The following is an 11,823-nucleotide window of genomic DNA, read 5'->3' on the forward strand; positions in this document are numbered from 1 at the left end:
TTTAATTTAATTTCCCCAATGAGCAAGCGGGCCCTAGGCTATCGATTCGAACCACGATCCCGCCAGGACCCACCATGTCGCTTTCCCATACGCCCCGCCCCCAATGGCTCACCTTCGACTGCTACGGCACGCTGATCCAGTGGGACGAAGGCCTGCAGGCCGCGGTCGGCGACATCCTCGCCGGCAAGGGCGCGCATGCCGTGTCGAGCGCCGAGCTGATCGCCGTCTACGACCGCCACGAACACGCGCTCGAGCAGACCCCGCCGCATCGCTCGTTCCGCGAGTTGTCGGGCGAGGCGCTGAAGCTCGCGCTGCGGGAATGGCGGCTGGACGCCGACGACGCCGACGCGCGACGCCTGACCGACAGCATCTCGGCGATGCCGCCGTTCCCGGAAGTGGTCGAGGCGCTGCGCGCGCTGAAGGCGGCCGGCTACCGGCTCTGCATCGTCTCGAACACCGACGACGACGTGATCGCCGGCAACGTCGCCCAGCTCGGCGGCACCATCGATCGCGTGGTCACCGCCCAGCAGGCCGGCGCCTACAAGCCGAGCCGGCGGATCTTCGAGCATGCGCATCGCGAGCTCGGCGTGACACGCGAGCAGGTGGTGCACATCTGCGCCAGCCCGCACCTGGACCACGCCGCCGCGCGCGAGCTCGGCTTTCGCTGCGTGTGGATCGATCGCGGCACCGGCCGCGCGCTGCTGCCCGACTATCGCCCCGACGCGACGCTTGCCACGCTCGACCAGGTGCCGGCGCTGTTCGCCGCGCTGGGCTGGTAAGGTGGCGAAACGCGAACGCATCCACGGAGACCACCCACATGGCACATCAACTCGATTTCGCATCGACCGGGCGCGCGCGACGCGCGGGGCTCGACGCCGATGCGGTGCAGGCCGCCCGCGTCGAACTGGCCGCCTGCTTCCGGCTGGCCGCGCTGCACGGCCTGGGGGAAGGCATCTGCAATCACTTCTCGGCGGTGGTGCCGGGGCATGAGGACCTGTTCCTGGTCAATCCCTATGGCTACGCGTTCTCGGAGATCACCGCATCGCGCCTGCTGATCTGCGACTACGAAGGCCGCGTGATCGACGGCGAGGGGCAGCCCGAGGCAACCGCCTTCCACATCCACGCGCGCCTGCACCAGGCCATGCCGCGCGTGAAGGCGGCCTTCCACACGCACATGCCGAACGCCACCGCGCTGTGCCTGCTCGAAGGGCCGCCCCTGCTGTGGCTGGGGCAGACGGCATTGAAGTTCTACGGGCGCACGGCCGTCGACGAGCAGTACAACGGGCTCGCGCTGGACGGCGCCGAAGGCGACCGGATCGCGCGCGCGATGGGCGATGCCGACGTGCTGTTCCTGAAGAATCACGGCGTGATGGTGGCGGGTGCCAGCATCGCCGAAGCCTGGGACGATCTCTACTACCTCGAACGCGCGGCCGAGGTGCAGTTGAAGGCGATGCAGAGCGGCCGGCCGCTCAAGCCGGTGCCGCACGAGATCGCGCAGCGCGCCTACGAGCAGATGCGGCTCGGCGACGAGGACAGCGCGCGGGCGCATCTGGCCAGCGCGCTGCGTCGGCTGCGCGAGGCCGGCAGCGATTTCGAAGCCTGACGAGCCGGGCGCCGGGGCAGCTCAATCGAAATGCATGGAATCGGCGCTCTGGCGCCGGCAGGCCGACATCACCGGCCCGATCGCGGCCGAGCTCTGCACGCCGGGCAGGTTCTGCAACAGGCATTCGTTGAAGGCCTTGTCCGACGGCGACAGCATGCTCCATTGCCGATAGAGCCGATCGCAGGAGGCCCGCAGTATCTCCACCACGTTGCGGTTCCAGGTGTTCGAGAGCGAGCGCAGGATGCAGGCGTTGTAGTTGGCCTCCTCGTTGAACGCGAACGCGGGACTGGCCGAGGCGGCCAGCGCCGAAACCAGCAGGGTGCGAATCAGGGTTTGGCGGATGGTTTTCATGGCGGATTCGGATCGTGGCGGATCGCTTCGGGCCGGGGCGATGGACCTGCATCTCGGCTTGCGCGTATTTGACAGATTCGCGACGACGCGGTTTCGCCGGCTTTCGGCGGCGCCGCGCGTTTTTCGTCTTCGTGTAAACAAACCGGGGCCGAGGATTATTCCAGCGTGCCTGCCACGGGCGGTTTGCGTGTTCCGGCCAGGCCTCGCGTCGATATAATGTTTTGCGCCGCACAACGCGGGCGGCATGAAAACAATTGAATCGACGGGGCTGATCAATGAATTGGGATGAGGTACCGCGTGCGCTGCGCGATCGTTATGAATCGATCTCGGGCGACCGCTTGGGCGACACGAAGCTGACCCTGCTGGAATCGATGAACACCGGCAGGCTGCCGACCCGGCCCGATATCGACACCGAGTCCTATGCCTTGTTCGCCGAGCAGTTCAATTCGACCCTGCTGGCCGCGCACGTCTTCGAGAACCTGATGCACGGCGAGGACCGCCGCCTGGAAACGACCGGCTACGACGCGTTCCAGACCACGATCCCGGAACGTTATTTCCGGCACCCGGGCCTCGATGATTCCATGCCGATGGGCAAGGAGGAAGCCGACGAGATCAGGCAGGCCGTGAACGAAACGAAAGCGCGGCTGAATTTCTCGAAGGACATGTCCTTCGTGGCGGGCCAGCTCTACAAGCTCGAATTCATCTCGGTGTTCTCCTATCTCGAGGCCTATGTCGAGAGCCTGCTGACGGAAGTCGTCGGGCTGAGCAAGCTGGCAGCCTTCAAGATGATCCGCGACAAGGGCTTGCAGGAGGTGCTCGGCTTCGCGCTGGACCAGATCGATCCGCGCATCCTGCGCTGTTTCGCGCTGTTCGAGGAAGATGCGCTGAAGTTCATCGCCTTCTGCCATATCCTCAGGAACCAGCACGTCCACCGGCTGGGCATCACCACCGCCCGCGTCTACAAGAGCTACGAGGAAGGCGGCTTTCTCCGCCACGACCACTTCGCGGACAGCGGCGAACCCGACACGAGCTTCGCCCGCACCAATTTCCACTTCTGCGACACCATCATCCGCGTCGGCCAGCCGATCAATCTCTCGGCGATCTGCCGGCCGTTCAGGCTGTTCGTGCGCGAACTGGCCACCATCACCGAGCACTTCTGCCAATCGCGCCGCGCCTCGGCGGCGGCTTGATCCCTTGCGTGCCGATGCGCGGCGGCTTTGCCGCCTTGCATCGGCGTGACACGCAGGCTCAAACCGGCGACGGATTGCGCTCCGAGAACCCTTCCTGGTGCCAATAGGGATACACCGGCCGCACGCGGCTCGCCTCGTCCAGCCTGGCGACCTGCTCGGGCGTGAGGTTCCAGCCCACCGCGCCGAGGTTCTGCCGCAACTGCTCCTCGTTGCGCGCGCCGATCAGCACGGTCGCCACGGTCGGGCGCTGCAGCAGCCAGTTCAACGCGATCTGCGGGATGGTCTTGCCGGTTTCGGCGGCGACTTCGTCCAGCGCGTCGACCACGCGATACAGGTACTCGTCCGGCACCGGCGGGCCGTAATCGGCCGTCTTGTGCAGGCGGCTGAGTTCCGGAAGCGGCTGGCCGCGACGGATCTTGCCGGTCAGGCGCCCCCAGCCCAGCGGGCTCCAGACCACCGCGCCCACGCCCTGGTCGATGCCCAGCGGCATCAGCTCCCATTCGTAGTCGCGGCCGATCAGCGAGTAGTAGGTCTGGTTCGCCACGTAGCGCGGATAACCGTAGCGGTCGGCCACGTCGAGCGACTTCATCAGGTGCCAGCCCGAGAAGTTCGACACGCCGGTGTAGCGGATCTTGCCGGCGCGCACCAGGTCGTCGAGCGTCGAGAGCACTTCCTGTACCGGCGTCCTGGCGTCGAAGCCATGCAGCTGGAACAGGTCGATGTAGTCGGTCTGCAGGCGCTTGAGCGCGCTGTCGACGGCGCGGATCAGGTGGAAACGCGACGAGCCCACGTTGTTGGGGCCGTCGTCGAAGCGGAAGGTCGCCTTGGTCGAGATCAGCGCCTTGTCGCGGCGCCCCTTGAGCGCCTCGCCGAGGATCGATTCCGAGGCGCCGCCCGAATAGATGTCGGCGCTGTCGAACATGGTCAGCCCCGAATCCAGGCAGATGTCGACCAGCTTGCGTGCCTCGGCGACGTCGGTCTCGCCCCATGCCTGGAACAGCTCGCCCTTGCCGCCGAACGTGCCGGTGCCGAAGCTCAGTACCGGGACCTTGAAACCTGATGCGCCGAGATGTCGATATTCCATGCCAATTCCCGAAAGAAGGTGGAGGGTCGCGAACGCGATCGCCGGCACCGCGGCCGCCGCACCGACGACGCGATGGACGCCTCGCATGCATGCGTCGATGCCTGTATCGATCCATTCGCGAAACAGCGGCGGTGACGCGTCGCGTCGGCGCCGGGCCATTAACTTAACGCAAGTCCGGCAATCCCGCAGGGACCTGGTCCGCGCCGCCCTCAGGCCGGCGCGGGCAGGCCGAACATCCGGATGCGGTCGCGGCCCAGACGCTTGGCTTCATACAGGGCCAGGTCGGCATGGGACAGCAGTTGGCGCAAGCTCAGCTGGGATCCGCTGGCCACGCCCAGGCTGGCGGTGACCGGCACCGCGGTCCCATCGGCCGCGAACACCGCCACGGCCCGGATTGCCGCGAGCAGGCGCTCCGCCAGCGACAGCGCGGCCGCGACGTCGGCCGCATGAAGCAGGACCACGAACTCCTCGCCGCCGATTCGGGCCACCAGGTCCCCCGGGCGGACCTGGCTCGCCAGGGCATCGGCCACCTTCACGAGCACGCCGTCGCCCACGGGATGTCCGAACCGGTCGTTGATCGACTTGAAGTGGTCCAGGTCCAGCAGGATGAGAAACGGCTGCCCGGCCGCGTCCGCCCCCCTCAGCTTGATCTGGCCGAATGTCTCGAATGCGCGTCGATTGAACAACTTCGTCAACGCATCCGTCTGCGCCTGCCGTTTCAGTTTTTCGGCCAGGCTGGCTCGCTCGCGCATCCTGGACTCGAGAATATCGAATGCATCGAACAACACCTGCAGTTCCCTGGCGCTGTTGCGCCGCAATCCCTTGGGCATCCTCGTCTCGTCGGCCAGCGTGATGACGGCTTCGCTGACCTCGAGCAGCGGCCGCAGCACGCGAAAGTGCATGATCGACATCAGTCCGGCGACCAGCGCGACGACGACAAGCGCGAGAAGCGCCGCGACGACCAGCAGCACCAGCCGGTCTCGCTCCTGCTCGACATAGGCATCGACCAATGTCTCGAGGTAGTGACGACGCATGTCTTCGAGCGGACGCAGCGCCTGGACATAACGCGCAGTGAAGTCGGCCACCGTCATCGTGTCGAGGCGAGCGCGGCGCCCGGCATGGGTCAGGCTGTCGATCAGGGGCAAGCCGTCTCTCGCGAATGCGCCCCATGCCTCGGCGCGACGCCGCGCGATCTCCGCGGATCGTTCGTCCAGGCCGGACTGCCACCAGAACACCCTGATCCGTTCCGACAGTCGATCAATGTTCTCGAGGTTGCGTTCCGACAGCGGCGTGTGCGTCGCCATCGAGGCCACGAGACAGGAACCCAGCCGCCCGGCCGCGTCACGCACCTCCGCCAGCGCCATGGCCTGCAAGACGGCGCCTTGAAGAGACGGCGTCGAGGTGATCGTGTTCGCTGCGTGGGCCGCCACCACGTCGTGCATCGCGTCGTAAGCCGCGAACATGGCGTCGATCGAGTCCTGCACGTCCACGCCTGGCGGATCGACCTGCCGGGCGCGCAGATCAACCAGCCGACGCGCCTCGGCGAGCCGGCGCTTCACCCGGGCTGCTTGCGACGAGGAGAGATATCGGGCACTTGCCGCGTCGAGGTCGCGATCCGTCTTCGCGCGACCTCGCGCCAGCCAGGCGACGGCGGCCGACGAGGCATGGCCGGAGTCCGTCATGACGACATTCGACGGGGCCCGTTCGGAGGAGATGTCGTTGGCGACATCGAGCAAGACGCGCAACTCGCGCAGTAGCCTGGCGTGGTGACGTGCCTGGGAAAACGCCTCGTAGACCTGGCCCAGCGCCAGTATCGCGAGGGCGGCAACGAGCAGGATAGCCAGGATCGCCCGCCACCACAGCCGCCTGCCTATGCTTGCCGAACGGAACGCGCGCATGTCGGACTTCCTAGAAACCGCAACGCCATCCCTCGTCCATGCCGCATCGAATCATGCCCTTGTCCACGCTCGCTCCCCGAGGCTCCCGTCCCCCACGACGCTGCGATTGCCGACGCTCCCGCAACGAGCTCATTGCCCCGGGGTTCTGGCCTGCCCGGCGTCGTCCCGGTCGCTGGGATATCGGTATTGGCCATAGCGGATCAGCAGCACGCCGACCGCGATCAGCACGATCGCGCCGGCCGATGCCAGCAGATGCAGCTCCGTGTTCGAACCTGAACGCAGGATCACGTCACGCGCGATGGAAACGATGGCGATATACAGGGGAAAACGCACGGGCAACTGACCGGACTTGAGGTATTGCCCGACCATCGCGAACACTTCCAGATAGAGGAACATCAGCAGCAGATCGGTCAGGGTCACCCCGTCCGAATAGGCGATTTTCCAGACCAGGTGCCCCATCGCGATTGCCGTGCCGATCCCGATGACGAGCAGACCGAACAGTTCGGCGAACTCCATGGCTCGCTCGAGCCGCGTCTTCAACACCTTCTGCAGCGCATTTTCGTATTTCATGGATAAACCCGTCGTGGTCCGATGTGTGCGGATGGTAACGCGCCATTTTTAACGAACAAAGTCGCATCGCCGGCGCGAGCCGCCTTGCGATGAGGCGGGTTGTCGCACCCTGCCGAGGGGAGGCGCGCCGCCCATGCGCGACTACGCTCGAGGACGATCTTTCCGCACACCGAACGAAATGTCTTTCGACGCCGTCTCGTCGCGAACCGAGGATGTCATGCGCGGCTCGCCACGGGGCCGTCGGTGTCGCCGGCTTCGATTCGCGGCATCCTGATTCGTTGCGAAAGCGTCCCGTCGACGAGGCGTTCGAGCATCAGTTCGGCAAGCTGCCGGCCGGTCTCCTGCCCCGTCGGCTGTATCACGGCGGTGACACGACGAGGCAACGCGGCATCGCTCGACACACCGTCGTAGACGATCAGGGAGATGTCGCTGCCCACGCCGAGCCGGCTGTCGACGAGTGCCCGAAACGCGCCCGCGCCCGCGATATTGTTGTCGACCAGCAGCGCGGTCGGCCGAGGTTCGCGAGCGAGCAGCGATTGTGCGGCCCGCATGCCGCCGTCGTGACTCAAGGCGGACTGGACAAGCAGTTCCGGCTCGGCCGGCACGCCGGCTTCGGACAAGCCGGCAAGAAAGCCCGCGCGCCGCTGCGCCGCGAAGCTAAACGAAAGCGGTGCGCTGATCATCGCGATTCGCCGATGGCCGAAACCGAGCAATCGACCCACCGCGAGCCTGGCGCCTGCCTCGTTGTCGAAGTCGAAGCAGGCATACGGCTGCGCGATATTCGTTCGGCCGTATGCGACGAAGGGAAAGGCCCGCGAGCGAAGATAGGCGATGCGAGGATCGTCGACCAGGGTGCGCGCCACGATCAGCCCATCGATCCGCTTGCCGTCCACCAGGCGCCGGTACGTCTCGAGTTCGGCACCGGGGCGTGCCGCTGCGACGATGAAGTCCAGTTCGTGCTCGGCGAGCCGCTCGGTCACCCCCGCCACCACCTCGCCGAAGCGCGCATCGCCGAGATCCTCTCCGCCAAACGGATAGATCATTCCGATCACGTCGGCGCGGCCTGTCGCGAGTCGCCGCGCGGCCGAGTCGGCAACGTAGCCCATCTCCCGTGCAGCCGCCGCCACACGTGCACGAGTGGCCTCGCTGACATCGTCATAACCGTTCAAGGCGCGGCTGACCGTGGTGCGCGACAGTCCGAGCGCCTCCGACAGCGCCTTCAAACTCACCTTCACGCCTGCGCCTCCCCTGGCCGTTCCCGCCGCCGCGCCGGCGAGGGCAATCATCGCCACACGTGAAACGTAAAAATTCTTTTTGAAAAAACAAACGTCCAAACCGGTTTGGATGCTAAATCAAACCGGTTTGGACGTCAAAAAAATAATTCCCGCCGCAAGATCGACGCGTCGGGCAGGCGCGGCCTGGCGCGATTCGGCAGCCCGGCCGGATCGCCGCCCTACTTCCTCCCCCCCGGCACCTTCAGCGTCAACCTCGCCTCCAGCCCGCCGCCGGCACGATTGCGCAGCACCAGCGTGGAGTCCATCGCCTGCGTCAGTTGCCGCGCGATCGCCAGCCCCAGCCCCGTGCCGCCGGTGCCACGATTGCGCGAGGTCTCGATCCGCACGAAGGGCTCGAACACCGCCTCCAGCGATTCCTCGGGAATCCCCGGCCCGCGATCGAGCACGGCCACCTCGGCATCTCCTTCGGGGGTGAGCGTCACCTCCAGCTCGGCCGCGCCGCTGAACTTCAGCGCGTTGTCCACCAGGTTGCCGACCACGCGCCGCAGCGCCTGCGGCCGCGCCGTCACGGCGATGTCGACGCGCCTGGCGAAGGTCACGTTCTGCTCGGCGTCGAGGTAGTCGCAGACGATGCTGTCGAGCATCGCGTCGAGATCGATCCGGCACGGCGCCTCGGAGGTGCTGTGCACGGTCCGCGCGTAGGCCACGCCCTCCTTCACCAGTTGCCCCATCTCGGTCAGGTCCTGGCGCAGCTTGGCGGCCTGCGCGTCGTCGTCCATCACGTCGACGCGCAGCCGCATGCGCGTGATCGGCGTCTGCAGGTCGTGCGAGATCGCGGCCAGGATCTGCATGCGCTCGGCCGTGTAGGTGGCGATCCGGTCCTGCATGGCATTGAAGGCCCGCGCCGCGCGCGCCACCTCGGAAGGTCCCGTCTCGGGCAGCCGCTCGCCCTTCAGGTCCGGCCCGAGCGCATCGGCCGCGCGAGCCAGGTCGTGCAGCGGCCGCGTGGCGAGGCGCACCGCCAGCCAGCAGCAGAACGCCAGCAAGGCGAGCTGCACCACCAGCACCGCCGGCAGCCAGCCCGACAGCGGCACGCTCGACATCGGATGCAGGTCGATCGTCAGCGGCGAGCCGTCCGACAGCTTCAGGTGCACCTGCAGATGCTCGGCGTCGCCGGGAATCGCGTTGGCCGTGACCGGGTAGGCGCGGCCGATGCCGTCGGTGATCGAGCGTTCGACGCGGGCCGACAGCTCCGCGTCGACCGGCCCGCCCGGCAGCCCCGGCCCCAGCTCGAAGCGGTAGCTGCGGCGCGCCAGCTTGGGCAGCCAGGCCTCGCGCTCGTTCGGCGGCAGGTGGTCGAGCAGCGCGACGGAGGCCACCACCTCGCGCTCGATGTAGCCCATCATCAGCGTGGTGGTGGCCTGGTCGCGCTCGGTCAGCGTCAGCCAGAACGACAGCATCTGCGCGGCCGCCAGGCCCACGCACAGGATCAACGCCAGGCGCGCGAACAGCGAGCGCGGCCAGTGCGCGAGAGACTTGTCGCTCATGTGGGCTCGTCGATCACGGTAACCGCCGCCGAGAACACATAGCCCTCGCTGCGCAGCGTCTTGATGTAGCGCGGCTCGCGCGCGGTGTCGCGCAGCCGCTGGCGCAGCCGGCTGACCAGCAGGTCGATCGAGCGGTCGAACGGATCGGCCTGGCGCCCTTGCGTCAGGTTCAGCAACTGGTCGCGCGTCAGCACGCGCTGCGGATGGTCGACGAACACGCGCAGCAGCCGATATTCGGCACCGCTCAACGCCACCATGGTGCCGTCCTCGTCGAGCAGGTGGCGCCCGGTGGTATCGAGCCGCCAGTCGCCGAAGGCCAGCCATTGCGCGGCCTCGGTCACCTGCATGCCGGGCGGCAGCATGCGCGCGCGGCGCAGCACGGCGCGGATCCGCGCATACAGCTCGCGTACCGCGAAGGGCTTGGTCAGGTAGTCGTCGGCGCCCATCTCCAGGCCGACGATGCGATCGGTTTCCTCGTCGCGCGCGGTCAGCATCACCACCGGCACCGAGCGGAACTTGCCGGCGCGCAGCTCGCGGCACAGCACCAGGCCGTCGTCGCCGGGCATCATCACGTCGAGCACGATCAGGTCCGGCGCGCCGTATTCCAGCGTGGCGCGCATCTCGCGGCCATTGGCGGCCAACGAGACGCGAATGCCGTTCTTCTCCAGGTACTGGCCCACCAGTTCGCGGATGCCGCGATCGTCGTCGACGATCAGCACGTGGTCCGGACGCTCGCTGTTCATCAGGCACGCTCCTCGCGGCGACGCACGGCCGACGGGCCGCGCGAGGGCACCGTGGTGCAGGCGAAGGGATGGCTCAGCTCGCTGGCCACGCCGCCCGCCAGGAAGGCGAGGATCGCCAGCAGGCGCTGCAGCGGGCCGCGGCGCGGCTTCGATTCGGGCTTCATGCGTCCTCCACCACGGACAGGCTCGCGCCGTTGGCCACCGCCGCTTCCAGCGCGTAGGGATCGACGCCATCGAGGCAGCCGATGTTCACGCGCCAGCGCAGCGGGTCCACGCGAGTCTGGTGAAACGGATAGATCCCGCAATGGCGGCAGAAGAAATGCTTCGCGACGCGGGTATTGAACTGGTATTCGGTCAGCGCGTCCTCGCCGGCCAGGATCGTCAGGTTCTCGCGGGCGAAGGCCGGCGTCATCAGCGCGCCCTTGCGGCGGCACAGGCTGCAGTTGCAGCGCGCGGCGGGCACGAGCGGCGTGCGTACCTCGAAACGGACGGCTCCGCAATGGCAGGAACCTTGAAAAGACTCGGCGTTCATCGTGCGCCCCTCCGTGGTCGTCATGGAATGACGGTTTTATAGCCGATTGCAGTCCCTGATTTGTGTCGCAATGTATCTGAATTCGCCGTCGATACACAACATTGCACACCCACGGGCGGCCCGAAACATCCGCGATACGGGCGCGGGCTCCAATACCTCCATCGCCGGTCGGCCCGGCGGATCGGCCCGGCCGGCGCGCCTCGCGCGCCCCGCACCGCCGATCCCGCCCCGCCGACCGACGGCACGCCAGCGGCGCCCACCGCGCTTGCCGGCGGCCCTCAACCGAAACCGATGGACACTCCACCATGCGCCCGCTCTATCGTCTGCTTGCCGCCGCCGGCACCATTGCCGCCTGCGCCGCCGTGATCGCCGCCACCCAGCCGCCCGGCATCGCCGGCGCCGCCCAGGCGAGCGCCCCGACCACCGCGCCCGACTTCACCGGCATCAACCAGTGGCTGAACGGCCCGCCGCAATCGCTCGACAAGCTGCGCGGCAAGGTGGTGCTGGTCGATTTCTGGACCTACACCTGCATCAACTGCATCCACACGCTGCCCCATGTCCAGGGCTGGTACGACAAATACAAGTCGCAAGGCCTGACCGTGGTGGGCGTGCACACGCCTGAATACCCGTTCGAGCACAGCACCTCGAACGTGCGCGACGCGATCAAGCGCTTCGGCCTGACCTACCCGGTCGCGCAGGACAACGACTACGCCACCTGGCGCGCCTACGACAACCAGTATTGGCCGGCCGTCTACCTGATCGACAAGACGGGCAGGATCGTCTACCGGCACTTCGGCGAGGGCGACTACGAGCAGACCGACGCCGAGATCGCCCGGCTGCTCGCCCAGCCGGGCTGAGCCCCGGCCGGCGCGGCTTGCCGGGTGCGCCGCCGGGGCCGCGCAGCCCGATTCTCTCCCCGGTCGCCGCGATCGCGCAAAGATGCCCGCCGCACGCGGGTATCGACAAATCCCGTTGCCGCCTACAATGTCGCCCGCGGGAACGGCCGGGGCGACGCGCCCCGGGCCGGCCCGCGCGCGGGACTGACCAACCCGCGCGCGGGCCACGCCGCC

General features: G+C 67.4%; 13 protein-coding genes. 4 read left to right on the forward strand and 9 right to left on the reverse strand.

All coding sequences use genetic code 11. The annotated features are described in order from the left end of the window. Positions 1-74 precede the first annotated feature (74 nt). The gene (locus tag FB600_RS01005) at positions 75-779 is read left to right on the forward strand and encodes a haloacid dehalogenase type II (RefSeq protein ID WP_096751201.1); all 705 of its coding nucleotides are present in this window, start codon (positions 75-77) and stop codon (positions 777-779) included. A gap of 38 nt (positions 780-817) precedes the next feature. Further along, a complete protein-coding gene (locus tag FB600_RS01010; RefSeq protein WP_145756075.1) occupies positions 818-1,603 on the forward strand; it encodes an aldolase in 786 nt (261 codons plus the stop codon). A gap of 21 nt (positions 1,604-1,624) precedes the next feature. Here FB600_RS01010 and FB600_RS01015 read toward each other — a convergent pair whose 3' ends face one another. Then, positions 1,625-1,954 carry a VF_A0006 family four-cysteine protein gene (locus tag FB600_RS01015; protein ID WP_096751203.1) on the reverse strand — a complete coding sequence of 110 codons (330 nt, stop codon included), beginning with the start codon at positions 1,952-1,954 and terminating at the stop codon, positions 1,625-1,627. A 275-nt stretch (positions 1,955-2,229) separates the two neighbouring features. On the opposite strand from FB600_RS01015, the gene FB600_RS01020 reads away from it, so the two are divergent. After that, positions 2,230-3,144 carry a hypothetical protein gene (locus FB600_RS01020; protein WP_098152448.1) on the forward strand — a complete coding sequence of 305 codons (915 nt, stop codon included), beginning with the start codon at positions 2,230-2,232 and terminating at the stop codon, positions 3,142-3,144. A 58-nt stretch (positions 3,145-3,202) separates the two neighbouring features. Here the strand turns inward: FB600_RS01020 and FB600_RS01025 are convergent, their stop codons facing one another. The 8 genes from FB600_RS01025 to FB600_RS01055 form a co-directional block, all read right to left on the reverse strand. Then, on the reverse strand, positions 3,203-4,228 hold the full coding sequence (locus tag FB600_RS01025; RefSeq protein ID WP_043216221.1) for an aldo/keto reductase: 1,026 nt from the start codon (positions 4,226-4,228) through the stop codon (positions 3,203-3,205). 209 nt (positions 4,229-4,437) lie between these two features. After that, entirely contained in the window at positions 4,438-6,126 is a 1,689-nt protein-coding gene (locus tag FB600_RS01030) for a sensor domain-containing diguanylate cyclase (protein WP_145756076.1), read from the reverse strand. Positions 6,127-6,255: 129 nt separating this feature from the next. Continuing rightward, positions 6,256-6,696 (reverse strand): phosphate-starvation-inducible protein PsiE, encoded by a 441-nt coding sequence (locus FB600_RS01035; protein ID WP_013690375.1) that lies wholly within the window; start codon positions 6,694-6,696, stop codon positions 6,256-6,258. Between the two features lie 215 nt (positions 6,697-6,911). Further along, positions 6,912-7,982 carry a substrate-binding domain-containing protein gene (locus FB600_RS01040; RefSeq protein ID WP_145756077.1) on the reverse strand — a complete coding sequence of 357 codons (1,071 nt, stop codon included), beginning with the start codon at positions 7,980-7,982 and terminating at the stop codon, positions 6,912-6,914. 167 nt (positions 7,983-8,149) lie between these two features. Further along, entirely contained in the window at positions 8,150-9,478 is a 1,329-nt protein-coding gene (locus FB600_RS01045) for an ATP-binding protein (protein WP_096751208.1), read from the reverse strand. After that, positions 9,475-10,221 carry a response regulator gene (locus tag FB600_RS01050; RefSeq protein ID WP_017918264.1) on the reverse strand — a complete coding sequence of 249 codons (747 nt, stop codon included), beginning with the start codon at positions 10,219-10,221 and terminating at the stop codon, positions 9,475-9,477. The genes FB600_RS01045 and FB600_RS01050 overlap by 4 nt, the downstream gene beginning before the upstream one ends. After that, positions 10,221-10,385: a hypothetical protein gene (locus FB600_RS37040; protein ID WP_017918263.1), complete on the reverse strand. Its 165-nt coding sequence runs from the start codon at positions 10,383-10,385 to the stop codon at positions 10,221-10,223. Before FB600_RS37040 ends, FB600_RS01050 begins: the two co-directional genes overlap by 1 nt. Further along, entirely contained in the window at positions 10,382-10,753 is a 372-nt protein-coding gene (locus FB600_RS01055; RefSeq protein WP_036056147.1) for a GFA family protein, read from the reverse strand. Before FB600_RS01055 ends, FB600_RS37040 begins: the two co-directional genes overlap by 4 nt. 305 nt (positions 10,754-11,058) lie before the next feature. Between FB600_RS01055 and FB600_RS01060 the strand changes: the two genes are divergently transcribed. After that, positions 11,059-11,610, forward strand: a complete 552-nt coding sequence (locus tag FB600_RS01060; RefSeq protein WP_046581023.1) for a thioredoxin family protein — start codon at positions 11,059-11,061, stop codon at positions 11,608-11,610. Positions 11,611-11,823: the final 213 nt, after the last annotated feature.

This window comes from Burkholderia sp. SJZ089, assembly GCF_007828315.1.
Lineage (GTDB): Bacteria > Pseudomonadota > Gammaproteobacteria > Burkholderiales > Burkholderiaceae > Burkholderia > Burkholderia gladioli.

Coding starts and splice junctions, on each gene's coding strand:
- FB600_RS01020 (WP_098152448.1), top strand. CDS start 2,230: ATGAATTGGGATGAGGTACCGCGTGCGCTGCGCGATCGTTATGAATCG.
- FB600_RS01055 (WP_036056147.1), bottom strand. CDS start 10,753: ATGAACGCCGAGTCTTTTCAAGGTTCCTGCCATTGCGGAGCCGTCCGT.
- FB600_RS01015 (WP_096751203.1), bottom strand. CDS start 1,954: ATGAAAACCATCCGCCAAACCCTGATTCGCACCCTGCTGGTTTCGGCG.
- FB600_RS01060 (WP_046581023.1), top strand. CDS start 11,059: ATGCGCCCGCTCTATCGTCTGCTTGCCGCCGCCGGCACCATTGCCGCC.
- FB600_RS01040 (WP_145756077.1), bottom strand. CDS start 7,982: ATGATTGCCCTCGCCGGCGCGGCGGCGGGAACGGCCAGGGGAGGCGCA.
- FB600_RS01050 (WP_017918264.1), bottom strand. CDS start 10,221: ATGAACAGCGAGCGTCCGGACCACGTGCTGATCGTCGACGACGATCGC.
- FB600_RS01030 (WP_145756076.1), bottom strand. CDS start 6,126: ATGCGCGCGTTCCGTTCGGCAAGCATAGGCAGGCGGCTGTGGTGGCGG.
- FB600_RS01025 (WP_043216221.1), bottom strand. CDS start 4,228: ATGGAATATCGACATCTCGGCGCATCAGGTTTCAAGGTCCCGGTACTG.
- FB600_RS01045 (WP_096751208.1), bottom strand. CDS start 9,478: ATGAGCGACAAGTCTCTCGCGCACTGGCCGCGCTCGCTGTTCGCGCGC.
- FB600_RS01005 (WP_096751201.1), top strand. CDS start 75: ATGTCGCTTTCCCATACGCCCCGCCCCCAATGGCTCACCTTCGACTGC.
- FB600_RS01035 (WP_013690375.1), bottom strand. CDS start 6,696: ATGAAATACGAAAATGCGCTGCAGAAGGTGTTGAAGACGCGGCTCGAG.
- FB600_RS37040 (WP_017918263.1), bottom strand. CDS start 10,385: ATGAAGCCCGAATCGAAGCCGCGCCGCGGCCCGCTGCAGCGCCTGCTG.
- FB600_RS01010 (WP_145756075.1), top strand. CDS start 818: ATGGCACATCAACTCGATTTCGCATCGACCGGGCGCGCGCGACGCGCG.